The sequence below is a fragment of the Pseudomonas sp. ASL3 genome (assembly GCF_056680425.1).
In genome coordinates this window covers 5,121,088-5,146,391 of the sequence record NZ_CM155281.1, presented here as the reverse complement: position 1 = coordinate 5,146,391, position 25,304 = coordinate 5,121,088, and the positions used below count along the sequence as shown (strand labels likewise).

Below are 25,304 nucleotides of genomic sequence, written 5' to 3'. Positions count from 1 at the left end.
GTTGGAACAACCTTCTCTACCTTAACAACGGCGCCCGCTATGCGGTCGATCGCAGCCTTCGGCAGCTCCTACATGAGAGCTGCTTCTCTAGAACAAATCGATCGGTGCCGACTCATCCGCTGGCAACGGGCTGCCGGGTGCGCTACTGCCGCCCAGTTCGTTCACGCTGGGTGGCGTGTCTTCGCTTTTGAACAGCTCGAAGTAAGCGTTCGGCGTGCCTGGAGTGGCGGCGCGGCCACTGACCGGGTCGACCCGCAGGCTGAGGATGCCTTCCGGTTCGGCCTGGACATGGGGTGGCTTGTCTTTCAAGGCAGCGCTCATGTAGTTCATCCAGATTGGCAGGGCGACCGTGCCACCGAACTCCTGGCGCCCCAGGCTTTCTGGCTGATCGAAGCCGGTCCAGACGCTGGTGATGTAGTCAGCGTTATAACCGGTGAACCAGGCGTCCTTGGACTCGTTGGTGGTGCCGGTCTTGCCGGCGATGTCCGGGCGATTCATCGACAGGGCGCGACGGCCGGTGCCTTTCTTGATCACGTCCTGCAACATGCTGTTGAGGATGTACGTGGTACGGCCATCGACGATGCGTTCCGCGACTGCCGGAGCCTGGGGCTCAGGGGCAGTGGTCGATTGCGTCGATGCTGGCACCACGCTCGGGCTGTCATTGACGGCGAAGGTGGTGGTGTCTGGCGCAGTCTTGCCATCGTTGGCCGGTACGCTCGGCGGGTTGGCGACGAATATGGTCGCGCCTTCGCGGTTCTCGATGCGTTGGATCAGGTATGGGTTGACCTTGTAACCGCCGTTGGCGAAGGCGCTCCAGCCGGTGGCGATTTCCATTGGCGTCAGTGTTGCGGTGCCCAGGGCCAGCGACAGGTTGCGTGGCAGGTCCTGTTTATTGAAGCCGAAACGGCTGATGTAGTTGATCGCGGTGTCGACGCCAAGGCTTTGTAGCAGGCGGATCGATACCAGGTTACGCGACTTGTACAGCGCCTCGCGCAAACGGATCGGGCCGAGGAAGGTGTTGGTGTCGTTTTTCGGACGCCAGACCTTATCCAGGTATTCGTCGACGAACACGATAGGGGCGTCGTTGACCAGGCTGGAAGCGGTGAAGCCGTTGTCCAGTGCCGCGCTATACAGGAACGGCTTGAAGCTGGAGCCCGGTTGACGTTTGGCCTGCAGAGCGCGGTTGTAGTTGCTCTGCTCGAAGGCAAAGCCGCCGACCAGTGCGCGAATTGCACCGTTCTGCGGGTCCAGCGATACCAGCGCACTTTGCGCCGCCGGGATCTGGCTGAATTTCAGCGAGCCGTTGGCTTGACGCTGCACGCGAATCAGATCGCCGACTTGCGCGACGTCGGACGGCTGCGTCGGAGCTTTACCCAGGCTGTTGGTGTTCAGGAACGGTCGGGCCCACTTCATGCTGTCCCAGGACACGGTTTCTTCTTTTTCGCCATTGCGGGTCAGGACGTGCAAGCCGATTTTGTCGACCTGGCTGACGATGGCTGGCTCAAGGCCGCTGAACGGTCGCTGTTTGCTCAGCTCCAGCGCCCACGCTTCGCGGGTTTTACCTGGCAGGCGGGATTCCGGGCCACGGTAGCCGTGCCGCTGGTCATAGTTGATCAAGCCTTCCTGCACGGCAGTGTTGGCGTCTTCCTGACGATCGCTCGGCACCGTAGTGGTGACGCGGAAACCTTCGGTGTAGGCTTCGCTGCCATAGCGGCCGACCATTTCGGCGCGGGCCATTTCGGCGATGTACGGCGCGTTCACTTCCGGCATCGGTACGTGATAGCTGGCGTTGATCGGCTCAGCCAAAGCGGTCTGGTAGGCGTTCTGATCGATCTTGCCTAGCTTGTACATACGGCCCAGAATCCAGTCGCGACGCTCTTTGGCGCGCACCGGGTTCGCCAGTGGGTTGAAGCGCGATGGCGCTTTGGGCAGGCCGGCGATCATCGCCATCTGCGCAATGCTCACGTCGCGGATGGATTTGCCGTAATACACTTGCGCCGCGGCGTCGATACCGTAAGCGCGGTTGCCCAGATAAATCTTGTTGACGTACAGCTCAAGGATTTCGTCCTTGGTCAGCTCGCGTTCGATCTGCAGGGCCAGAAGGATTTCGTTGGTTTTGCGGGAAAAGCTTCTTTCGCTGGTCAAAAAGAAGTTTTTCGCGACTTGCATGGTGATGGTGCTGCCGCCGGACTGGATATGGCCGCTTGTTACCAGTTGCGAGGCAGCGCGCATCAGGCTGCTGGGGTCGACGCCGTAGTGGTTGGCGAAGTTGTCATCTTCGGCCGATAACAAGGCGTTGATGAAATTGGGGGGGATTTCGGCGAAACGAATAGGCGAGCGGCGCATTTCGCCGAATTCCGCGATCAATTTTCCATCGCTGCTATAGACCCGCAGGGGGATCTGTAGCTGAATGCTTCTCAGCGAGTCTACGGACGGCAGACCAGGGCTCAGATACAGAAATGCACCGCTCAATACGAGCAACAGCCCGCAAAACACAGCGACGAATGACCACCAGAAAAACTTCAGCAGGCGTATCAAGGCTTTTGGATTTCCAGATAAAAGAATGGGTTAAGCGAGGGCATTAATAAATGGACATGCCTCGAAGCTTGGTTTTACGAAAAAAGCGCTCGGCATTATAAGCATTTTTCGTGTGCGAGCGTTATTTGCGCTACTGTCAGCTCAGCTACCAAAGGCTTTGGGCGCGAAATAATCCGTAAGCGACGGAAACTCATAGGGAATCGGTTGTGTTCGAACTCTTCAGTAAGAAGGCCAATACCCTTCTAGGGATCGATATTAGCTCCACCTCGGTAAAACTCCTTGAGTTGAGTCGTTCCGGGACCCGCTACAAAGTTGAGTCTTATGCGGTTGAACCGCTGCCGGCCAATGCCGTAGTCGAAAAAAATATCGCCGATCTCGAAGGGGTTGGTCAGGCATTGTCACGGGTGCTGATCAAGGCCAAGACCCACGTCAAAAGCGTGGCGGTGGCGGTGGCGGGCTCTGCGGTCATCACCAAGACCATCGAGATGGACGCCGGGCTGACTGACGACGATCTGGAAAATCAGCTCAAGATCGAAGCTGATCAGTACATTCCGTACCCCCTCGAAGAAGTCGCCATCGATTTCGAAGTGCAGGGCTATTCGGCGCGCAACCCCGAGCGCGTTGAAGTCTTGCTCGCCGCCTGTCGAAAAGAAAACGTCGAGGTTCGCGAAGCCGCCCTGGCGCTGGCGGGTCTCACCGCCAGGGTCGTGGATGTGGAAGCGTATGCGCTGGAGCGTGCCTTCGGCCTGCTCTCGGCGCAGTTGGGTAACGATCACGAGCAACTGACCGTGGCGGTGGTCGACATTGGCGCCACCATGACCACCTTGAGCGTGCTGCACAACGGCCGGATCATCTACACCCGTGAGCAGCTGTTCGGCGGTCGACAGCTGACCGAAGAAATTCAGCGGCGCTACGGCTTGGTGATGGAAGAGGCGGGCCTGGCGAAGAAGCAGGGCGGGCTGCCGGATGACTACGTTTCCGAGGTGCTGCAGCCGTTCAAGGATGCTGTGGTTCAGCAAGTGTCGCGTTCATTGCAATTCTTCTTTGCGGCCGGCCAGTACAACACCGTGGATTACATCATGCTCGCGGGCGGTACAGCCTCGATTGCAGGTCTGGATCATCTGATCCAGCAGCGCATCGGCACGCCGACGCTGGTGGCCAACCCCTTCGCCGACATGGCGCTGGGTTCCAAGGTCAACGCGGGGGCTCTGGCCAGCGATGCGCCGGCCTTGATGATTGCCTGCGGTCTTGCGCTAAGGAGCTTCGACTAATGGCGCGGATCAACCTGTTACCGTGGCGCGAACAGCTTCGCGAAGAGCGGAAGAAGCGTTTTCTGACGGCGCTTGTCGGGGTATTGGTCATTGCCGTGGGCGTGGTTTTCCTTGGCGATCAATACATCAGCAATGCCATCGACCATCAAACCGCTCGCAATGCGTATGTGCAGAAAGAAATTGTTCAGCTCGATGAGCGGATAAAAGAAATCAGCGAGCTGAAGGCACGGCGCAAGCAACTGCTGGAGCGGATGAAAATCATCCAGGACCTGCAAGGCAATCGCCCGATCATTGGGCGGATTTTCGACCAGCTGGCGCGAACCTTGCCTGATGGCGTGTATTTCACTGAAGTAAAAATGACTGACAAGATCATTAACATTGCCGGCGCGGCTGAATCGAACAACCGCGTTTCGGACCTGATGCGTAATATCGAGGCCTCCGATTGGCTGGCCGCGCCGAGTCTGATCGAGGTCAAGGCCACCACGGCGGGCACCGTGGATCAGGCGAACGTCTTCAAGTTGACGGTGCGCCAGACGCAGCCTGTGGTTGAGGGGGCCAAGCCATGAATCCAAGAGAGTGGCTGGAGAGTCTGCGCAAGATCGACTTCAACGATCTGGACCTGCATAACCTTGGTTCCTGGCCTGCGGCGGTCAAAACCATCACCGGGGTTCTGGTTCTGATCGTGGTGCTGGCGCTGGGTTACAACTTCTATCTCAAGGATTTGCAGGCGCAGCTCGATCAGTCGCGGATGACCGAAGCCACGCTCAAGGAGCAGTTCGCCACCAAGGCTTTTCAAGCTGCGAATCTAAATGCCTACAAGGCACAGATGAAGGAAATGGAAAACTCCTTCGGCGCGTTGTTGCGGCAATTGCCCAGTGACACCGAAGTCCCGGGGTTGCTCGAAGACATCACCCGTACCGGTCTGGGCAGTGGCCTGGAGTTCGAAGAGATCAAGCTGCTGCCCGAAGTCACCCAGCAGTTCTATATCGAATTGCCGATCCAGATCACGGTGGTGGGTGCCTATCACGACCTGGCGACGTTCGTCAGCGGCGTGGCCAGTCTGCCGCGCATCGTGACCCTGCATGACTTTCAGATCAAGCCGGTCGATCCAGGCGGTACGCAGAAGCTGCGCATGAGCATCCTGGCCAAGACCTATCGCTACAACGATAAAGGGTTGCAGAAATGAGGGCCGCTGAACTGCTGTGCGTCAGTGTGGCCTTGATCAGCCTGGCCGGTTGCGACAACGGTAATCAGTTCGCCGACTTGCAGGCCTACATGGATGAAGTTCGTGGGCGCCCTGTGGGCGTCATCGAGCCAATGCCGAAATTCCGCCCTTACGAAGCCTTCACCTACAGCGCCGCTGTGCTGCGTAGCCCTTTTCAGCCGCCGATAAAAATTGATCTGGTCAACCGCCAGAAGGGCTCGAGGCAGGTCAAGCCGGATGAAACGCGGGTCAAGCAATTCCTCGAAGGGTTCAACATCGAGCAATTCGAAATGGTCGGCACGATGGCCAACGGCTCGGGAACCTTTGCCCTGATGCGCGGCGCTGGTGGTGTGTATCGCATGAAAGTCGGCGATTACCTGGGGCGCAATCATGGGCGCATCGTTTCAATCAGCGATTCGCAGGTCGATGTCATCGAAATAGTTCCTGATGGAGAGGGCGCCTGGCTGGAACGGCCACGCAGTATTTCCCTCAAAGAACACTCATAAAAGGGTGGGACCAGGCATGTACAACACCCTCGGGTCAGCACAACGGAAATTGATAATGACTAGGATTCTCTCGGTTATCGGTATTTCGCTATGGATAGCGATGGTTTCGCCGATGCTCCAGGCAGCCAGTTTGAAAACGCTGGATGTCGCTGCTTTGCCGGGAGATCGCGTCGAGTTGAAGCTGACATTCGACGGACCGGTCCCCGCGCCACATGGCTACACCACTGAGCAGCCGGCACGAATAGCCCTGGATTTGCCGGGTGTGACCAGCCAATTGGCGACCAAGAGTCGCGAGCTGGGGGTGGGTAATGCACGCAGCGTGGTGGTGGTCGAGGCCAAGGACCGCACGCGCGTGGTCATCAACATGGCCGTGCTTGCGCCTTACAGCACGCGGGTCGAGGGCAATAACCTGTTCGTGATCGTAGGACAGGGCGCTGCGACCGCGCAGCGCTCCCAGCCAGGCGCTGCGTCGGGGGCGGCGCGGGTTTCGGTCCCGGCCGCTGCGCCTGCAAAGCCTTATGTAGCGGTGGCCAGGGCGATCAAGAACATTGATTTCCAGCGCGGTGAATTGGGTGAGGGTAACGTCGTCATCGAACTGACCGATCCGGGTATCGCCCCGGACATTCAGGAGCAGGGCGGCAAGATCCGCGTGGACTTCGCCAAAACCCAATTACCGGACCCCTTGCGCGTTCGGCTGGACGTCAAGGATTTCGCTACGCCCGTGCAGTTCGTCAATGCCAGTGTGGCGGGTGACAAGGCCAGTATCAGTATCGAGCCGTCGGGGGCTTTCGATTATTCGGCCTACCAGACCGATAACAAGTTGACCATCAGCGTGCGGCCGTTGACGACCGAGGATCTGGAGCGACGCAACACGGACAAACCGGTCTACTCCGGGGAAAAACTGTCGCTGAATTTCCAGGACATCGACGTTCGCTCGGTCCTGCAACTGATTGCCGATTTCACCAACCTCAACCTGGTGGCCAGCGACACAGTGCAGGGCGGGATTACCTTACGCTTGCAGAATGTGCCGTGGGATCAGGCGCTGGATCTGGTGCTGAAAACCAAAGGCCTGGATAAGCGCAAGGTCGGCAATGTTCTGTTGATCGCGCCCGCGGATGAAATCGCCGCCCGCGAACGTCAGGAACTGGAATCGATGAAGCAGATTGCTGAATTGGCACCTTTGCGTCGCGAGCTGCTGCAAGTGAATTACGCCAAGGCCACCGATATTGCCAAGTTGTTCCAGTCGGTGACCAGCGCTGAGGCGAAAACCGACGAGCGCGGTTCGATCACCGTCGATGAGCGGACCAACAACATCATTGCCTACCAGACTCAGGATCGCCTCGATGAGCTGCGCCGGATCGTCTCGCAGCTGGATATCCCGGTGCGTCAGGTGATGATCGAAGCGCGCATCGTCGAAGCTAACGTCGATTACGACAAGGCGCTGGGCGTACGTTGGGGTGGCTCGACCAATACCAATGGCAACAGCAATGTGACCGTCGGTGGCACTGGCAGGGTGACCGGCGCTACCGGCTCTGTCGTCAATAACAACAGCCCCTACGTTGACATGGGCGCAGCCGGCGCGACGTCCGGGATCGGTATCGCCTACGTAACCGACAGCCTGATGCTGGACCTTGAATTGAGTGCCATGGAGAAAACCGGCAACGGCGAAATTGTCTCCCAGCCCAAAGTCGTGACCGCTGACAAGGAAACCGCGAAGATCCTCAAAGGTACTGAAATTCCGTATCAGGAAGCCAGTTCCAGCGGCGCGACGACGGTGACGTTCAAGCAGGCAGTCCTCTCGCTGGAGGTGACCCCGCAGATCACCCCGGACAACCGCATCATCATGGAGGTCAAGGTCACCAAGGATCAGCCGGATTACGCCAACGCGGTCCTTGGGCAGCCTCCTATCAACAAGAACGAAGTCAATGCCAAGGTGTTGGTGTCCGACGGCGAAACCATCGTCATCGGCGGCGTTTTCTCCAATACGCAGAGTAAAATCGTCGACAAGGTGCCATTTTTGGGCGATGTGCCGTATGTTGGCCGGCTTTTCCGGCGTGACGTGGTTTCAGAGAAAAAATCCGAGCTGCTGGTATTCCTGACTCCGCGTATCATGAACAACCAGGCGATTGCTGTGAGTCGTTGATTCTGTGAGAAATTTGATACTTGTAGGACCGATGGGGGCGGGCAAAAGCACCATCGGTCGTTTGCTGGCCAAAGAGCTGCGATTGCCGTTCAAAGATTCCGACAAGGAAATTGAACTGCGCACCGGCGCCAATATTCCGTGGATCTTCGATAAGGAAGGCGAGCCGGGCTTTCGCGATCGTGAGCAGGCGATGATCGCTGAGCTGTGCGCGTCCGACGGCGTCGTACTGGCGACCGGTGGCGGCGCCGTGATGCGCAGCGAAAACCGTCTGGCGTTGCGTGCTGGCGGGCGTGTGGTGTATTTGCATGCCTCGGTGGAGCAACAGGTCGGACGTACTGCCCGTGACCGCAACCGTCCACTGCTGCGTACCGCCGATCCGGCTCGCGTATTACGCGAACTGCTGGAGATCCGTGATCCGCTTTATCGAGAAATCGCCGATCTGGTGGTGGAAACCGATGAGCGGCCGCCGCGGATGGTGGTCCTGCACATCCTCGCACGACTGGCGGAGCTTGCTCCCCGTTAAAGCCTGCGCAGAAATGCGCTATTCTCTGGCATCAGCAAAAAACAGGGTCGTTATATGGCGTAAGGCCATGATTTATATGGCCGCTATGATTTATAACCAGAGTTCAGCGATGGCGCGACACGCGCACTAGTTAATCAACGTGGGGACACATGCAGACACTTACGGTCGAGCTGGGCGAACGAAGCTACCCGATTCACATTGGCGAAGGCTTGCTGGATCGGCCTGATCTGCTGGCGCCGCACATCGTCGGACGGCAAGTGGCGATTGTTTCCAACGCGACTGTTGCGCCTCTCTACCTTGAGCGATTGACCCGCACGCTGAGCAACTACAACGTGCTGCCCGTGGTGCTTCCCGATGGCGAAGCCTTCAAGAACTGGGAAACCCTGCAAACCATTTTCGACGCCTTGCTCATCGCTCGGCATGATCGCCGCACCACCGTTATCGCCTTGGGCGGTGGTGTGATCGGTGACATGGCCGGCTTCGCTGCGGCCTGTTACCAGCGTGGCGTGGATTTCATCCAGATTCCGACTACCTTGCTGTCCCAGGTGGACTCTTCGGTGGGTGGCAAGACCGGGATCAACCATCCGCTGGGCAAGAATATGGTCGGCGCCTTCTATCAGCCCAACGTGGTGCTGATCGATACGACGACGCTCAACACCTTGCCTGCGCGCGAGCTGTCGGCGGGTCTGGCCGAGGTGATCAAATACGGCCTGATCTGCGATGAGCCGTTTCTGACCTGGCTGGAAGAGAATGTCGATCAACTACGTGCCCTCGATCAAGCGGCCCTGACGGTTGCCATCGAGCGTTCCTGCGCGGCCAAGGCTGCGGTGGTGGGCGCCGATGAGCGTGAGACGGGTGTGCGCGCGACGCTCAATCTGGGCCATACCTTCGGCCATGCCATCGAAACCCATATGGGTTATGGCGTCTGGCTGCACGGCGAAGCGGTTGCGGCGGGCACGGTGATGGCGCTGGAGATGTCCGCGCGCCTGGGCTGGATCACCCAGCAGGAGCGCGATCGCGGTATTCGTCTGTTTCAGCGTGCCGGGTTGCCCGTCGTGCCGCCGGAAGACATGACTGAAGACGACTTCCTCGAACACATGGCAATTGACAAGAAGGTGATCGATGGTCGCTTGCGACTGGTCCTGCTGCGGCGGATCGGCGAAGCCGTTGTGACTGCCGATTATCCAAAAGAAGTATTACAGGCCACGCTGGGAGCGGACTACCGCACCCTGGTGGATCAGCTTAGAGGTTAATGAAAATTCCATGACTAGTTTGCATGCCGACGAGGCCTTTCTCGGCCATTTCCAGTTGAGTCATGACCCCTTTGCTACGCGGGTGCCTGGCTTCAAGTTCTTCCCGGCTCAGCGCAAACCGGTGCTCGGTCAGCTTCATCATCTGGCGCGCTATAGCGAATTGCTATTGGTGGTCACCGGCCCGCAAGGCAGCGGCAAAACGTTGCTGCGTCAGGCCCTGGTGGCCAGCACCAACAAACAATCGGTGCAGAGTGTGGTGGTTTCGGCGCGTGGCGCCAGCGATGCCACAGGTGTCATGCGTCAGGTCGCTCAGGCGCTGAACGTTGCACAACCGGAAATGCGTCCTATCCTCTCTCAGGTCGTGCAATTGGCGCTGACCGGACAGGAAGTCTATTTATTAGTGGACGACGCCGAACAACTCGGAGAATCCGCACTCGAAGCCTTGCTTGGGTTGGCAGCGGGTACACCTGAAGGTCGCCCGCATGTGTTCCTGTTCGGCGAGTCGTCATTGATCGACCGTCTGGATCAGCTCAGCGCCGAGGAAGAACGCTTCCACGTCATTGAACTGCAACCGTACACCGAAGAAGAAACCCGCGAGTACCTGGCTCAGCGTCTGGACGGTGCCGGTCAAGGCATCGAGTTGTTCACGGCTGATCAGATTGCCGATATTCACGAACACTCCAGTGGCTGGCCGGGCGCGATCAACCAGGTCGCCCGCGATGCCATGATAGAAGCCATGATCGCCAGCCGCACTGCGGTCAAGCGTCCAAGTATGGGGTTCAAGATGCCGAAGAAACATGTGGTGGCTTTAGGTGCAGTTGTCGTGGTCGGAATATTGGCCGCATGGCTGATGCCGGGCCGTAGTGGTAACAATACCGCCACCGCGCCTGCGACGCCGCCGGCGAATGCGCAAGCGCAATTGCCGTTGGGTCAGGGGCAGCCGTCTGCACAGCAATCGAACAATCAGGGCGGCCCGGCCATTGAGTTTGCCGGTAATTCGCAACCGATGCCTTTGCCACTGGTAGGAAAATCGCAACCGGTCATGCGGGGTCCGCTGGCGGAAGCCGCGGGCGATAGCGATGGCGACGACAGCGGTCCTGCGGCTATGGGCTCAGGCCAGCCACCTACAGTGACCACGACCGCACCTCCGGTCGGCGTTCCCGCTGGCCCGGTACCGACGCCAGCCCCTGCGCGTCCCGCAGCGCCTGTGGCCGCTGCCAAGCCTGTGGTTCCGGTCGCCAAGCCGGCTCCAGTTCAGGTCGCCACCGCCAAGCCAGCGCCCAAGCCGGTAGAGAAAGCCGTGGAAAAACCTGCAGTCGCCGCAGCCAAGCCTGCCGCGGGTGGTAGCTGGTACGCCGGTCAGGCTCCGGGTAACTATGTCGTGCAGATTCTCGGCACAAGCTCCGAAACCACGGCCCAGACGTTTGTTCGCGAGCAAGGTGGCGAGTACCGTTACTTCAAGAAAATCCTGCAGGGCAAACCCCTGTATGTCGTGACCTACGGCAGTTTTTCCAGTCATGCCGCTGCAACCGCAGCTATCCAGGTATTGCCAGCCAAGGTTCAGGCTGGTAAACCTTGGCCTCGTACTGTCGCCAGCATCCAACAGGAACTGGCTGCAACTCGCTGAATGTGTGGTGGCCTTATCCAGGCCGCCAGCACAGCACCCCTGAAGTCTCGCTTGCGCGTGCTGCCCTAAAGCAGCGCGCCTTGTGGTGTCTGCGTTACAGACGTAGGCGCGGTTTTAGGGCGTCCCAGTCAAATTCACAAAAAAGACTTTGACTAGCACAACATCTGGCTATAAACCTTTCATCAATGCGACATAGATTTGCGACTGTTCGTCGTTAAGTTTGTGAGCCTTTGTGTCGGTGTGTACAATGACCTCCCTTTTGCCCCTGCAAAGCTGGCGTACGTTCGGCGCGGATGGTAACTGGTTGAATTGAAAAGAAATTTGCCTCGATAAGAGGCAGCCTGGTGAGAAAGTGTCTATGAAAGCAGGTCTGTACCATCCAGATGAATTCAAGGATAACTGTGGTTTCGGCCTGATCGCTCATATGCAGGGCGAACCCAGTCATAACCTGTTGCAGACGGCTATTGAAGCCCTGACCTGCATGACCCACCGCGGTGGGATCAACGCCGACGGCAAGACCGGCGACGGCTGTGGTCTGCTGATACAGAAACCGGATCTGTTCCTGCGTGCGATGGCCAAGGAACATTTCGGCAGCGACCTGCCCAAGCAGTATGCCGTCGGCATGGTGTTCTTCAATCAGGACACCGCCAAGGCGGAAGCTGCGCGCGAGAACATGAATCGCGAAATCCAGGCCGCCGGCCTGCAGCTGATCGGTTGGCGCAAAGTGCCGATCGACACCAGCGTGCTCGGCCGCCTGGCCTTGGAGCGTCTGCCGCAAATCGAGCAGGTGTTCGTCGGTGGCGAAGGTCTGAGCGATCAAGCGTTCGCGATCAAACTGTTCAGCTCCCGTCGCCGTTCGTCGGTGGCCAACGCGGCGGACAGCGATCACTACATCTGCAGTTTTTCGCACAAAACCATCATTTATAAAGGTTTGATGATGCCGGCCGACCTGGCCGCCTTCTTTCCTGACCTCAGTGACGAACGTCTGCAAACCGCGATCTGTGTGTTTCACCAGCGTTTCTCCACCAACACGCTGCCGAAATGGCCGCTGGCACAGCCGTTCCGTTTCCTTGCCCATAACGGCGAGATCAACACCATCACCGGCAACCGCAACTGGGCGCAGGCCCGTCGCACCAAGTTCGCCAACGAGTTGATCCCAGATCTGGAAGAACTCGGCCCGCTGGTCAACCGCGTGGGCTCCGACTCTTCGAGCATGGACAACATGCTCGAACTGATGGTCACCGGCGGTATCGACCTGTTCCGTGGCGTGCGGATGCTCATTCCGCCAGCCTGGCAGAACGCCGAGACCATGGACGCCGAACTGCGTGCGTTCTATGAATACAACTCCATGCACATGGAACCGTGGGACGGCCCGGCCGGCGTGGTCATGACCGATGGTCGCCATGCGGTCTGCCTGCTCGATCGTAATGGTCTGCGTCCGGCGCGCTGGGTCACCACCAAGAACGGCTACATCACGCTGGCGTCGGAAATCGGTGTCTGGAACTACCAGCCTGAAGACGTCATCGCCAAGGGCCGTGTCGGCCCGGGGCAGATCTTCGCGGTGGACACCGAGACCGGTCAGATCCTCGACACCGACGCGATCGACAACCGCTTGAAGTCGCGCCATCCCTACAAGCAGTGGCTGCGCAAGAATGCCTTGCGCATCCAGGCGACGCTGGTCGACGACGACCAAGGCGTGGCCAGCTACGACGCTGACCAGCTCAAGCAATACATGAAAATGTTCCAGGTGACGTTCGAAGAACGTGATCAGGTGTTGCGTCCGTTGGCCGAACAAGGCCAGGAAGCGGTCGGTTCCATGGGCGACGATACGCCGATGGCCGTGCTGTCCCAGCGCGTGCGCACGCCATACGATTATTTCCGTCAGCAGTTCGCGCAGGTCACCAACCCGCCGATCGACCCGCTGCGTGAAGCGATCGTCATGTCGCTGGAAATCTGTCTCGGTGCCGAGCGCAACATCTTCCAGGAATCGCCTGAGCATGCTTCACGGGTGATTCTCAGCTCGCCGGTGGTTTCTCCGGCCAAATGGCGCTCGCTGATGACCCTGGATCGCCCAGGCTTCGATCGTCATTTCATCGACCTCAACTACGACGAGAGCATCGGGCTCGAAGCGGCGGTGATCAACATCGCCGATCAGGCCGAAGAAGCCGTGCGTGCGGGTAAAACCCAGCTGGTACTGAGTGATCGGCACATCGCCCCAGGCAAGCTGCCGGCTCATGCTGCGCTGGCTGTGGGCGCCGTGCACCACCGTCTGACCGAATGTGGCCTGCGTTGCGACAGCAACATCCTGGTCGAAACCGCCACCGCTCGCGATCCGCACCACTTTGCGGTGCTGATGGGCTTCGGTGCGTCGGCGGTCTACCCGTACCTCGCTTACGAAGTGCTGGCCGACCTGATCCGCACTGGCGAAGTGCTCGCGGACCTGGACGAAGCGTTCAAGTACTACCGTAAAGGCATCTCCAAAGGCCTGCTGAAGATCCTGTCGAAGATGGGCATCTCCACCGTTGCGTCTTACCGTGGCGCGCAGCTGTTCGAAGCCATCGGCCTGGCCGACGAAATCGTCAACCTGAGCTTCCGTGGTGTGCCGAGCCGGATCAAGGGCGCACGTTTCGTCGACCTCGAAGCCGAGCAGAAAATGCTCTCCGTCGAAGCCTGGAGCCCGCGCAAGCCGATCCAGCAGGGCGGTCTGCTCAAGTTCGTCTACGGCGGCGAATACCACGCCTACAACCCGGACGTGGTCAGCACCTTGCAAGCCGCCGTGCAGCAAGGCGACTACAGCAAATTCAAGGAATACACCGCGCTGGTGGACAACCGTCCGGTGTCGATGATTCGCGACCTGCTCAAGGTCAAGACCCTCGATCAGCCGCTGGCAATTGAAGAAATCGAACCGCTGGAGAAGATTCTCAAGCGCTTCGACTCCGCCGGGATTTCCCTTGGCGCGCTGTCGCCTGAGGCTCACGAAGCCTTGGCCGAAGCGATGAACCGCCTCGGTGCGCGCTCCAACTCCGGTGAGGGCGGCGAAGACCCTGCGCGTTACGGCACGGTGAAAAGCTCGAAGATCAAGCAAGTGGCGACCGGCCGTTTTGGCGTCACGGCTGAATACCTGGTCAACGCCGAAGTGTTGCAGATCAAAGTCGCTCAGGGCGCCAAGCCCGGCGAAGGTGGTCAGTTGCCGGGCGGCAAGGTCAACGGCCTGATCGCCAAGCTGCGTTATGCCGTGCCCGGCGTGACCCTGATTTCGCCGCCGCCGCACCACGACATCTACTCCATCGAAGACTTGTCGCAGCTGATTTTCGACCTGAAACAGGTCAACCCGGCAGCGCTGGTCTCGGTCAAGCTGGTCGCGGAAGCCGGCGTCGGCACCATCGCGGCCGGTGTGGCCAAGGCGTATGCCGACCTGATCACCATCTCCGGTTACGACGGTGGTACCGGCGCTTCACCGCTGAGTTCGATCAAATACGCGGGCGCTCCGTGGGAACTCGGCCTGGCCGAAACTCACCAGACCCTGCGCGGCAACGACCTGCGCGGCAAAGTCCGGGTGCAGACCGATGGTGGTCTGAAAACTGGTCTGGACGTGATCAAGGCTGCCATCCTCGGCGCTGAAAGCTTCGGTTTCGGTACCGCGCCGATGATCGCCCTGGGCTGCAAATACCTGCGCATCTGTCACCTGAACAACTGCGCCACCGGCGTGGCGACGCAGAATGAGAAGCTGCGTAAGGATCACTACATCGGCACCGTCGACATGGTGGTGAACTTCTTCATCTACGTCGCCGAAGAGACTCGCGAGTGGCTGGCCAAGCTCGGTGTGCGCAGCCTCGAAGAACTGATCGGTCGTACCGACTTGCTGGAAATCCTGCCGGGCGAAACCGCCAAGCAGCAGCATCTGGATCTGACCCCGCTATTGGGTAGCGATTACATCCCGGCGGACAAACCCCAGTTCTGCAAAGTGGAGCGCAACCCGCCGTTCGATAAAGGTCTGCTGGCCGAGAAAATGGTCGAGCTGGCTAAACCGGCTATCCAGAGTCTCAGCGGCGCTGACTTCTCCATGGACATCTGCAACTGCGATCGATCCATCGGTGCGCGGATTTCCGGTGAAGTGGCCAAGTTGCATGGCAACCAGGGTATGGCCAAGGCGCCGATCACGTTCCGCTTCAAGGGCACGGCCGGGCAAAGCTTCGGCGTGTGGAACGTCGGCGGCTTGAACATGTACCTGGAAGGCGACGCCAACGACTACGTCGGTAAAGGCATGACCGGCGGCAAGCTGGTTATCGTTCCGCCAGTCGGCAGCGCGTACAAGACTCAGGACAGCGCCATCATTGGTAACACCTGCCTGTATGGCGCAACCGGCGGCAAACTGTTCGCGGCCGGTACCGCTGGCGAGCGTTTTGCTGTGCGTAACTCCGGTGCCCACACCATCGTGGAAGGCACTGGCGATCACTGCTGTGAATACATGACAGGCGGTTTCGTCTGTGTACTGGGCAAGACGGGCTACAACTTCGGCTCCGGCATGACCGGTGGTTTCGCTTACGTGCTGGACCAGGACAACACCTTCGTTGACAAGGTCAACCACGAGTTGGTGGAAATCCAGCGGATCAGCGGCGAAGCGATGGAGGCTTATCGCAGCCACCTGCAACGCGTACTGGCCGAATACGTCGAGGAAACCAATAGCGAGTGGGGTCGTAACCTCTCGGAAAACCTCGATGACTATCTGCGTCGGTTCTGGTTGGTCAAGCCTAAGGCTGCCAGCTTGAAATCGTTGCTTTCCAGCACCCGTGCCAACCCGCAGTGATATGCGCCTGAAGTGTTTGATGAGGTTTTAACATGGCTGAACGTCTGAGTAATGACTTCCAGTTCATCGAGGTCGGGCGCAAGGATCCGAAGAAGAAACTCTTGCGTCAGCGCAAGAAAGAGTTCGTCGAGATCTACGAACCGTTCAAGCCCCAGCAGTCGGCCGATCAGGCCCATCGCTGCCTGGGCTGCGGTAACCCGTACTGCGAGTGGAAGTGCCCGGTGCACAACTTCATTCCCAACTGGCTCAAGCTGGTTGCGGAAGGCAACATCCTCGCGGCCGCCGAGCTGTCGCACCAGACCAACACTCTGCCGGAAGTCTGCGGCCGGGTTTGCCCACAGGATCGTCTGTGCGAGGGTGCCTGCACCCTTAACGACGGCTTTGGCGCGGTCACCATCGGCTCGGTGGAGAAGTACATCACCGATACCGCTTTCGCCATGGGCTGGCGCCCGGACATGTCCAAGGTCAAGCCGACCGGCAAACGTGTCGCGGTGATCGGCGCGGGGCCTGCGGGCCTCGGCTGTGCCGATGTACTGGTGCGCGGTGGTGTGACCCCGGTGGTGTTCGACAAGAACCCGGAAATCGGTGGGCTGCTGACCTTCGGCATCCCTGAGTTCAAGCTGGAAAAAACCGTGCTGAGCAATCGCCGCGAAGTCTTCACTGGCATGGGTATCGAGTTCCGTCTCAATACCGAAGTCGGCAAGGACGTCACCGTCGATCAACTGCTCGAAGAATACGATGCCGTATTCATGGGCATGGGCACCTACACCTACATGAAGGGTGGCTTTGCCGGTGAAGACTTGCCGGGCGTGCATGACGCGCTGGATTACCTCATTGCCAACGTCAATCGCAATCTTGGCTTCGAAAAGTCGCCGGAAGATTTCGTCGACATGAAGGGCAAGAAGATTGTGGTACTCGGCGGTGGTGACACTGCGATGGACTGCAACCGTACCTCGATTCGTCAGGGCGCCAAATCGGTAACCTGTGCTTATCGTCGCGACGAAGCGAACATGCCCGGCTCGCGCAAAGAAGTGAAGAACGCCAAGGAAGAAGGGGTGAAATTCCTCTACAACCGGCAGCCGATCGCTATCGTTGGCGAAGACAAGGTCGAAGGCGTGAAGGTGGTCGAGACCCGTCTCGGCGAACCGGATGCCCGTGGCCGTCGCAGCCCTGAGCCGATCCCGGGTTCCGAAGAGATCATCCCGGCTGATGCCGTGGTCATCGCGTTCGGTTTCCGCCCAAGCCCGGCGCTGTGGTTCGAGGAGTTCAGCATTCAGACCGACAGCCAGGGCCGCGTCATTGCCCCGGAACAGGCGCAGTTCAAGCACCAGACCAGCAACCCGAAGATCTTCGCCGGTGGCGACATGGTCCGTGGTTCTGACCTGGTGGTGACGGCGATCTTTGAAGGCCGCAATGCCGCCGAAGGGATTCTGGATTACCTGGGGCTGTAAACGTTCTGCAGACCTGATGCGGTTCTCGGTAGGAGCTGCCGAAGGCTGCGATTGGGCGCGCAGCGGCCACGGCATTCCAAAGTGAATGAAGGTCCTGCGGCCCTTATCGCAGCCTGCGGCAGCTCCTACGCCCTGCGACAAATCGCCTCGATAGATAAAAGGCACGGCTCTCGCCGTGCCTTTTGCGTCTGGCTCTGAGAAAATGCCCCCACTTTTTTACCGGATGCCGACATGACTGCCCTGAAGAACGACCGTTTCCTTCGTGCCCTGCTCAAGCAACCCGTCGATGTCACCCCGGTATGGATGATGCGTCAGGCCGGTCGCTATCTACCGGAATACCGTGCCAGTCGCGCCAAGGCCGGTGATTTCATGAGCCTGTGCATGAACCCGGAGTTCGCCTGCGAAGTCACGCTGCAACCGTTGGATCGTTATCCACAACTGGATGCGGCGATCCTGTTCTCCGACATCCTGACTATTCCCGATGCCATGGGTCTGGGCCTGTATTTCGAAACCGGCGAAGGTCCGCGCTTCAAGAAAACCGTCACCACCCTGGCCGATATCGAAGCCCTGCCGATTCCTGATCCGCAGAAAGACCTGGGTTATGTGATGGACGCGGTCAGCACCATCCGCCGTGAGCTCAACGGTCGCGTGCCGCTGATCGGTTTCTCTGGTAGCCCATGGACCCTGGCGACTTACATGGTCGAAGGCGGCTCGTCGAAAGACTTCCGCAAGTCCAAAGCCATGCTCTACGACAACCCGCAAGCCATGCACCTGCTGCTGGATAAACTGGCACAGTCGGTGACCTCCTATCTCAACGGCCAGATTCTCGCGGGCGCGCAAGCGGTGCAGATCTTCGACAGTTGGGGTGGCAGCCTGTCGTCAGCGGCGTATCAGGAGTTCTCCCTGGCCTACATGCGAAAAATCGTCAGCGGCCTGATCCGTGAACACGACGGGCGCAAAGTGCCGGTCATCCTGTTCACCAAAGGCGGTGGCCTGTGGCTGGAAAGCATCGCCGACGCCGGTGCCGATGCCCTCGGTCTGGACTGGACCTGCGACATCGGTGAAGCCCGTCAGCGCGTCGGCAACAAGGTCGCCCTGCAAGGCAACATGGACCCGACCGTACTCTATGCCCGCCCCGAAGCCATCCGCACCGAAGTCGCGCGCATCCTCGCCAGTTATGGCACCGGCACCGGCCATGTCTTCAACCTCGGCCACGGCATCACCCCGGAAGTCGACCCGGCCAATGCGGGTGCGTTTATGGAAGCGGTGCATGAGTTGTCGGTGCAGTATCACCAGTAAGTCGTTATGCGTTGAATGAAAACGCCCGGCGATGCCGGGCGTTTTTGTGGTGCAGCGAAGAGGCGTCAAGACGGGGCATTGCTCACCAACGGCGCCAGCTTCGACAGGCGCAACGCCACCGCCAGGGCGATCAACAGCAATACCCCGATGAACAGGCCAATACCGTTCCAGCCGGCGTAGTGCCAGAACATCCCGCCTGCGGTGCCGGCCACGCTGGAACCGGCGTAGTAGCAGAATAAGTACAGCGACGATGCCTGGCCCTTGGCTTTGATCGCACGGCGGCCGATCCAGCTGCTGGCGACCGAGTGGGCGCCGAAGAAGCCGAAGGTGAACAGCAGCACACCGATCACCACCAGCAGCAGCGGGCTGAACATCGTCAAGGCGATGCCGGCCAGCATCAGCACGATGACCGACCACAACATTTTGCGCCGACCGAGTTTGTCGGCCAGTGCGCCAATTTTTGCCGAGCTGTAGATGCCGGACAGGTACACCACGGAAAATAGCCCGACCAGTGACTGGCTCAGGTGGTAAGGCTCAGCCAGCAGGCGATAGCCGATGTAGTTGAACAGGGTGACGAAGGCGCCCATCAACAGGAAGCCCATGAGGAACAGCCACGGCAGGCCGGCATCGCGAAACTGCAGGGTGAAGCCGTCGAGCAGGCTGCGTGGGTGCAGCGAGCGAGGGCGGAAGTTGCGCGATTCCGGGAGGATCTTCCAGAACACTGCCGCGGCGATCATCGCCAGGCCGCCAATGATCAGCATCGCCATATGCCAGCTGACAAAGTCGACCAGGACCCCGGTGATTACCCGACCACTCATGCCGCCAATGGCGTTGCCGCCGATGTACAGGCCCATCGCCAAGCCGATGTGCTGCGGGTGAATCTCTTCGCTGAGGTAGGTCATGGCCACTGCGGCCAGGCCGCTGAGCGACAGTCCGACCAGGGCGCGCATCAGCAGGATGCCTTCCCAGGTTGGCATCATTGCACCGAGCATGGTGAACAGTGCGGCGCAAAACAGCGCCGTGACCATCACCGGTTTACGCCCGAGCCGATCGGAAATGGGCCCGGTGATCAGCAAGCCGATGGCGAGCATGCCGGTGGCCACCGAAAGAATCAGGCTGCTCTGTGCCGCGTTGATCGAATACTCATGGGACAGCACCGGCATCATCGGCTGCACGCAGTACAACAGGGCGAAGGTCGCAAAGCCACCGGAGAACAAGGCCAGCACCGTGCGCATGAACATCGGCGTGTCTTTTTCAGTATAGGTATCGCCCAGTGTCATCGCGACTTCGCTGGCGGGCGAGGGCTGGCGATCTTGAGAGGCGGGGACCTGAGAGTGTGGGGCAACAGCGGTTTTCACGATGGACCTCGATGGGCGCGGCCGTTCAGACAATATGAAAAAGAATATAGCTGGCTAATGATTCTTTCCAATATATTGTTCGACCTGTTTGATATCTAAAACGACCTAATGGTGAGTCCATGGAATTGCGTCATCTGCGGTATTTCATCGCAGTGGCCGAAGAGTTGCATTTCGGCAGGGCTGCGCAGGCGCTGGGCATTTCCCAGCCGCCGCTGAGCCAACAAATTCAGGCCCTGGAACACGAGGTGGGGGCGCGTTTGTTCGAGCGCACCAACCGTCGGGTCGAGCTGAGTGAGGCTGGCCGGCTGTTTCTGGATGAGGCGCGCCTGGTGTTGGCTCAAGTCGACAAAGCCGCCGACGTAGCGCGGCGTGCGCAGTTGGGGCAGTTGGGAGAACTGAAAATCGGTTTCACCGCCTCGGCGCCGTTCACTTCAAGTATTCCTCAGGCGATCTTTGCGTTTCGTCAGGCCTTCCCGGCGGTGCATCTGGCCTTGCAGGAAATGAGCAGCAAGGCGGTGGCCGAGGCGCTGGTGGATGAGTCGGTACAGGTTGGCATCATGCGTCCGCTGCCCTTGCCGGAGTCGTTGATCGCCGTGGAGTTGTTTCGCGAACCACTGGTGGCGATTATCCGCGCCGACCATCCGCTGGCGGCGGGCAGCGAAAAAGGCTTGCAGCTGTCGGCGCTGGCGGCTGAACCCTTCGTATTCTTTCCGCGCTCATATGGCAGCGGTTTGTACGCGCAGTTACTGAATCTGGCGCGCCAGGCCGGATTCAGTCCGCTGATTACGCAGGAAGCAGGCGAGGCGATGACGATCATCGGGCTGGTGGCGGCGGGGTTGGGGGTGACGGTATTGCCAGCGTCTTATCAGCGCATGCGCATAGACGGTGTGGTCTACCGCACGTTACTCGACGAGGACGCCAACACCGCCGTGTGGCTGGTGCAGCGTCGGGACCAGCATTCACCGATGGCCAAGGCGTTTGTTGAACTGTTGACCAAGCGTGCGGTGTTGCAGGGGTAGATGGCTCGCCACGAATGTAGGAGCTGCCGAAGGCTGCGATAAGGCCCGAAGGGCCTTCATGCGATCCGGAATTTCACGACCGATTCTCGGTCGATCGCAGCCTTCGGCAGCTCCTACCGGGAATGTGGTGGGCCGCGATCACTACGCCCAGCGACGGAAGATCAGTGAGGTGTTCACACCGCCGAACGCGAAGTTGTTGTTCATCACGAATTGGTTGCTCATCTGCCGCGATTCACCGCACAAGTAATCCAGCTCGCCACAACGCGGGTCGACGACGTCAAGGTTGAGGGTGTGGATGTAGCGGTCGCAGTTCATCATCTCGATGGAGAACCACGATTCAAGCGCACCGCACGCGCCCAAGGTGTGGCCAAGGAAGCTTTTCTGCGAACTGATGGGCATCCGCGCGCCGAACAAGCTGTGGGTCGCCAGGGTTTCGGCGATGTCGCCTTGTTCCGTGGCGGTGCCATGACCGTTGACGTAACCGATCGCGTCGGGCGACAGGTGGGCGTCCTCCAGGGCCAGTTCCATGGCACGGCGCATGGTGCTCTGCTCCGGACGCGTAGCGTGCATGCCATCGGCATTGCTGCCGAAGCCGACGATCTCGGCGTGAATATGCGCCCCCCGAGCCAGTGCGTGTTCCAGCTCTTCGAGGACCAGCATGCCGCCACCTTCACCGATCACCAGACCGTCACGGTCGCTGTCGTAGGGACGAGGAGTGGTGTGCGGGGCGTCGTTTTTCAGGCTGGTGGCATACAGCGCATCAAAGACCATGGCTTCGGTCGGGCACAGCTCTTCGGCGCCACCTGCAAGCATCAACGGCAGGCGCCCGAACTTGATCGACTCGTAGGCATAACCGATGCCCTGGCTGCCACTGGTGCAAGCGCTGGACGTAGGAATCAAGCGCCCGGTCAGGCCAAAGAAGATGCTGATATTCGCTGCCGTGGTGTGGGGCATCATCCGCACATACGAGTTGGCGTTCATACCTTCGGCCACCGAATTGATCAGCATGTTGCCGAATGCTTTGATCTCGTCGGTGCTGCCGGTGGACGAACCACAGGAGACGCCCATACGCCCATCGCGGATGATTTCATTACCCAGCAAACCGGCGTCGAGCAACGCTTGCTCAGATGCGCCCACTGCCAGCCGCGACACTCGGCCCATGCTGCGCAATTGCTTGCGGGTCCAGTGTCCGGGCACGGCGAAATCGTCGATGGGGCCGGCGAGGCGGGTGCTGAGTTCGGTGAAGCGGTCCCACTCATCCATCCGCCGAATGCCGCTGCGGTTGGCGTTGAAGTTGGCTTCGATGCTGGCCCAGTCACTGCCCAGCGAGGTAATGCCGGCCATGCCGGTGACGACGACGCGCTTCATCAGCACAGGCCTCCGTTGACCGCCAGAACCTGGCGGGTGATGTAGGACGCTTCGGCCGACATCAGGAAATTCACGGCACCGGCGACTTCTTCGGGGGTGCCCATGCGTTGTGCCGGGATCATCTTCATCAGCTCATCCACTGGCACGTGTTCGTCAAGCATCGCTGTGTCGATCAAGCCGGGTGCGACGCAATTGACCGTGATCTTGCGCTTGCCCAGTTCGATGGCCAGCGCTTTGGCGGCGCCAATGATGCCCGCCTTGGATGCGCTGTAATTGACCTGCCCACGATTGCCGATCAAACCCGACACCGAGGTGATGCAGACAATTCGCCCGGCGGCGCGACGTCGAATCATCGGCATCATCACCGGATGCAGGACGTTGTAGAAACCATCGAGGTTGGTGCGCATCACCAGATCCCAATCTTCGTCGGTCAGCGCCGGGAATGCGCCGTCGCGGGTCAGGCCGGCATTGCAGACCACACCGTAATAAGCGCCGTGTGTTTCCACATCGGCTTCGAGAATCGCTTTGCAGGCGGCGCGGTCGGCCACGTCGAATTGCAGAATGCGTGCCTGTCGGCCCAAGGCCTGGATCTCACGTTGCACTGCTTCGGCTTCGGTGCGACCGCTGCGGCAATGCAGGATCAGGTCATAGCCGGCCTGGGCCAGCCGCAGGGCGATGGCGCGACCGATGCCACGGCTGGAACCGGTGACCAGTATGGATTCAGTCATGCATGGACTCCTTCGGCGAGATAGTCGGCGATCTGGGGCGGGCAGTACACGTTCAGCCGCGCCGTGGCCTGAATGCCAGGGCCGGTCAGCTGGCATTCGAAAATGCCCATGCCGTTGTCATCCTGCAACGAGCGCAGGACGTGGATGGTCAGTTCGGTGCCAGCGGGGAAACTCTCGACGTTGCATTCGAACTTGCGCGTGCCCAGCAGAAACCCGAGCTGCACCGGGTTGCCGTGCTCGCGTGCATTGCAGCCGGCGTGGGCGGCAATGCTTTGGGCCATGAGCTCGACCGCGAGCCAGGCCGGGAGGCTGCCATCGGCGCGGTTGAACAGGCCACCGGAGCGCACGCTCAAGCGGGTGTGGATGTGTTCTTCATCGAACGCCAGGATTTGATCGATGAGGATCATGTCTCCGGCATGGGGCAGCAGTTCGGCGAGCGGCCAATCGATCATGGGGCGTCTCCGATAATCAGGCTGACGTTATTGCCACCGAAGGCGAAGGAATTGCTCATCAGTCGGCGTGGATGGGTTTGCAACAGACACTGGCCCGGCTCGACCCATTTTAGGGCGGGCAATTGCGCATCGGCCTGGCCGTCCCAAATATGCGGCGGCAACGCCTGCCTGGTATTTTCTGGCGCCAGGCTCAGCCAGCAGAACGCTGCTTCCAGGGCTCCGGCAGCGCCGAGGGTATGGCCACTCATCGGCTTGGTAGAAGAGCAAGGCACGCCGTCCGGGAAGACAGCCTGAACCGCAAAGCTTTCCATCGCATCATTGTGTTGCGTGGCGGTGCCGTGCAGATTCAGGTACCCGATGTCCGGTGCTTGCAGGCCCGCGTTACTCAGCGCTTTCTGCATGGCCTCGCGCGCACCCCGGCCGCTGGGTTCCGGCGCGGAAATATGGTGTGCATCAGAGCTGGCGCCGGCGCCGAGCAGGGCAATCGACGTGGCGCCGCTGGCTTCGCGGGTCATCAAATACAACACCGCGGCCTCACCGATATTGATGCCATTACGATTGCGCGAAAACGGATTACAGCGCTGCTCCGAGACCGCGTCCAGCGCGGAAAATCCGTTCAGCGTCAGCTTGCACAGGCTGTCCACGCCGCCGCACAGCACGGCATCGCACATGCCCATATCCAGCAAGCGTCGCGCACTGAGCAACGCCCGGGCGCTGGAGGTACAGGCGGTGGAAATCACGTAAGCGGGGCCGCTGAGGCGCAGCCACGCGGCAAGGAAGTTAGCCGGGGCGCTGAGTTCCTGTTGCTGATAGTCGTAGTCGCTGGGGAATTGCTTGTCGCGCAGGTAGGCTGCGAGGTCACGGCTGGCTTCATCGATTCCCGAGGTGCTGGTACCGAGAATCACGCCGATCCGTGTGGGGCCATAACGTTTGATGGCCTGTTGGATTTCGCCTTCTATTTGCAGCGCGGCGGCCAGCAGCAGCTGATTATTGCGACTGCGGTGCTGACTCAGTTCCACCGGGATGTGCGGCAGCTTGCCTTGCGCGGCGGCGACCGGCAGATGTCGATCCGCAACCCAGCCGCCGTCCTCGAGCATGCCCGAGCAATCGCCGGCAAACAGCTTGCGCGAGACTTCGGCTTTGTCATTGCCCAGGGCGCAAATTATCCCCAGCGCGTTGAGGTAGGCGGTCATGGGTCGATCTCGTCATTCAATGGGCTGACGTGATAGCGCAGGCCTTGCTCCAGCCGCAAGCTGAAGACCTGAGGCTGGCGGTACTCGACGCGCCAGCGTGTGCCGAGCGTGCGTTGCCCGGATTGAGCCTGCGCAGCAGGATAATTGCCGCGCAACTCATTGGCAGGCGTCAGGGCAAACAGCAGCGCGGCAAACAATTCCCGGGCTTGCGGGTTGGGCGGCAGCAAGCCATCGGCCTGCCATGTTCCGCCGCTCAAGCGCTGGCGGGCGAGGGGAATGCCCAGCGGGTCCATCAGCGACCAACGCAAGCCGGCGTCTTCCTGCTGAATCACCAGCAACCAGTCCTGACGCTGCCCGGCCTGTTCGCGCTGGATATGCAATTGCAGCGGCAACGGCAGATGCGGCGAGCTTTCAGGCAAAGGTGCCTGGCTGGCGCAGGCGCACAGCAACAAAAGGCAAATGCTGAGCAGCAGACCGCGAATCATCCCGGGCCACCTTGCACAGGCTTGCGCGCTACCACCTTGACCAGGGTTTTCTCGACGTAGCTGTGGTTCAGGTACTCAG

19 protein-coding genes are annotated in these 25,304 nt (G+C 59.9%); 12 read left to right on the top strand and 7 right to left on the bottom strand.

Annotated features, from left to right (window positions below; all coding sequences use genetic code 11):
* Positions 1-87: 87 nt before the first annotated feature.
* Entirely contained in the window at positions 88-2,535 is a 2,448-nt protein-coding gene (locus AC1MEE_RS23585; RefSeq protein ID WP_480416323.1) for a penicillin-binding protein 1A, read from the bottom strand.
* Between the two features lie 209 nt (positions 2,536-2,744).
* On the opposite strand from AC1MEE_RS23585, the gene AC1MEE_RS23580 reads away from it, so the two are divergent.
* The 11 genes from AC1MEE_RS23580 (at position 2,745) to hemE (ending at position 18,622) form a co-directional block, all read left to right on the top strand.
* The gene (locus AC1MEE_RS23580) at positions 2,745-3,809 is read left to right on the top strand and encodes a pilus assembly protein PilM (RefSeq protein ID WP_480411927.1); all 1,065 of its coding nucleotides are present in this window, start codon (positions 2,745-2,747) and stop codon (positions 3,807-3,809) included.
* The gene (locus tag AC1MEE_RS23575) at positions 3,809-4,375 is read left to right on the top strand and encodes a PilN domain-containing protein (protein ID WP_480411926.1); all 567 of its coding nucleotides are present in this window, start codon (positions 3,809-3,811) and stop codon (positions 4,373-4,375) included. Before AC1MEE_RS23580 ends, AC1MEE_RS23575 begins: the two co-directional genes overlap by 1 nt.
* Positions 4,372-4,995, top strand: a complete 624-nt coding sequence (pilO, locus tag AC1MEE_RS23570) for a type 4a pilus biogenesis protein PilO (RefSeq protein ID WP_480411925.1) — start codon at positions 4,372-4,374, stop codon at positions 4,993-4,995. The genes AC1MEE_RS23575 and pilO overlap by 4 nt, the downstream gene beginning before the upstream one ends.
* Positions 4,992-5,519: a type 4a pilus biogenesis lipoprotein PilP gene (gene pilP / locus AC1MEE_RS23565; protein ID WP_480411924.1), complete on the top strand. Its 528-nt coding sequence runs from the start codon at positions 4,992-4,994 to the stop codon at positions 5,517-5,519. Before pilO ends, pilP begins: the two co-directional genes overlap by 4 nt.
* Positions 5,520-5,574: 55 nt before the next feature.
* Positions 5,575-7,662 carry a type IV pilus secretin PilQ gene (locus AC1MEE_RS23560; RefSeq protein WP_480411923.1) on the top strand — a complete coding sequence of 696 codons (2,088 nt, stop codon included), beginning with the start codon at positions 5,575-5,577 and terminating at the stop codon, positions 7,660-7,662.
* 4 nt (positions 7,663-7,666) lie between these two features.
* Positions 7,667-8,185 (top strand): shikimate kinase AroK, encoded by a 519-nt coding sequence (gene aroK, locus AC1MEE_RS23555; protein ID WP_480411922.1) that lies wholly within the window; start codon positions 7,667-7,669, stop codon positions 8,183-8,185.
* A 149-nt stretch (positions 8,186-8,334) separates the two neighbouring features.
* Positions 8,335-9,438, top strand: coding sequence for a 3-dehydroquinate synthase (aroB, locus tag AC1MEE_RS23550; protein ID WP_480411921.1), 1,104 nt, complete (start codon positions 8,335-8,337; stop codon positions 9,436-9,438).
* 10 nt (positions 9,439-9,448) lie between these two features.
* On the top strand, positions 9,449-11,065 hold the full coding sequence (locus AC1MEE_RS23545; RefSeq protein ID WP_480411920.1) for an AAA family ATPase: 1,617 nt from the start codon (positions 9,449-9,451) through the stop codon (positions 11,063-11,065).
* A 358-nt stretch (positions 11,066-11,423) separates the two neighbouring features.
* Entirely contained in the window at positions 11,424-15,872 is a 4,449-nt protein-coding gene (gene gltB, locus AC1MEE_RS23540) for a glutamate synthase large subunit (protein ID WP_480411919.1), read from the top strand.
* Between the two features lie 32 nt (positions 15,873-15,904).
* Entirely contained in the window at positions 15,905-17,323 is a 1,419-nt protein-coding gene (locus AC1MEE_RS23535; RefSeq protein ID WP_480411918.1) for an FAD-dependent oxidoreductase, read from the top strand.
* Between the two features lie 231 nt (positions 17,324-17,554).
* Positions 17,555-18,622 carry a uroporphyrinogen decarboxylase gene (hemE, locus tag AC1MEE_RS23530; protein WP_480411917.1) on the top strand — a complete coding sequence of 356 codons (1,068 nt, stop codon included), beginning with the start codon at positions 17,555-17,557 and terminating at the stop codon, positions 18,620-18,622.
* Positions 18,623-18,687: 65 nt separating this feature from the next.
* Here hemE and AC1MEE_RS23525 read toward each other — a convergent pair whose 3' ends face one another.
* Complete coding sequence (locus tag AC1MEE_RS23525) at positions 18,688-19,980, bottom strand: MFS transporter (RefSeq protein WP_480411916.1); 1,293 nt, start codon at positions 19,978-19,980, stop codon at positions 18,688-18,690.
* A 119-nt stretch (positions 19,981-20,099) separates the two neighbouring features.
* Here AC1MEE_RS23525 and AC1MEE_RS23520 point away from each other — a divergent pair, with 119 nt between their 5' ends.
* Positions 20,100-20,999 carry a LysR family transcriptional regulator gene (locus AC1MEE_RS23520; protein ID WP_480411915.1) on the top strand — a complete coding sequence of 300 codons (900 nt, stop codon included), beginning with the start codon at positions 20,100-20,102 and terminating at the stop codon, positions 20,997-20,999.
* Between the two features lie 141 nt (positions 21,000-21,140).
* Here AC1MEE_RS23520 and AC1MEE_RS23515 read toward each other — a convergent pair whose 3' ends face one another.
* From AC1MEE_RS23515 to AC1MEE_RS23495, 5 genes are read right to left on the bottom strand one after another with little or no spacing between them, the layout of a single operon-like run.
* A complete protein-coding gene (locus tag AC1MEE_RS23515; protein WP_480411914.1) occupies positions 21,141-22,367 on the bottom strand; it encodes a beta-ketoacyl-ACP synthase in 1,227 nt (408 codons plus the stop codon).
* The gene (gene fabG, locus AC1MEE_RS23510) at positions 22,367-23,095 is read right to left on the bottom strand and encodes a 3-oxoacyl-ACP reductase FabG (protein ID WP_480411913.1); all 729 of its coding nucleotides are present in this window, start codon (positions 23,093-23,095) and stop codon (positions 22,367-22,369) included. Before fabG ends, AC1MEE_RS23515 begins: the two co-directional genes overlap by 1 nt.
* Positions 23,092-23,547, bottom strand: coding sequence for a hotdog family protein (locus AC1MEE_RS23505; protein ID WP_480411912.1), 456 nt, complete (start codon positions 23,545-23,547; stop codon positions 23,092-23,094). The genes fabG and AC1MEE_RS23505 overlap by 4 nt, the downstream gene beginning before the upstream one ends.
* Positions 23,544-24,740, bottom strand: coding sequence for a beta-ketoacyl-[acyl-carrier-protein] synthase family protein (locus tag AC1MEE_RS23500; protein ID WP_480411911.1), 1,197 nt, complete (start codon positions 24,738-24,740; stop codon positions 23,544-23,546). Before AC1MEE_RS23500 ends, AC1MEE_RS23505 begins: the two co-directional genes overlap by 4 nt.
* Complete coding sequence (locus AC1MEE_RS23495) at positions 24,737-25,225, bottom strand: DUF3261 domain-containing protein (protein ID WP_480411910.1); 489 nt, start codon at positions 25,223-25,225, stop codon at positions 24,737-24,739. The genes AC1MEE_RS23500 and AC1MEE_RS23495 overlap by 4 nt, the downstream gene beginning before the upstream one ends.
* Between the last annotated feature and the right edge of the window lie 79 nt (positions 25,226-25,304).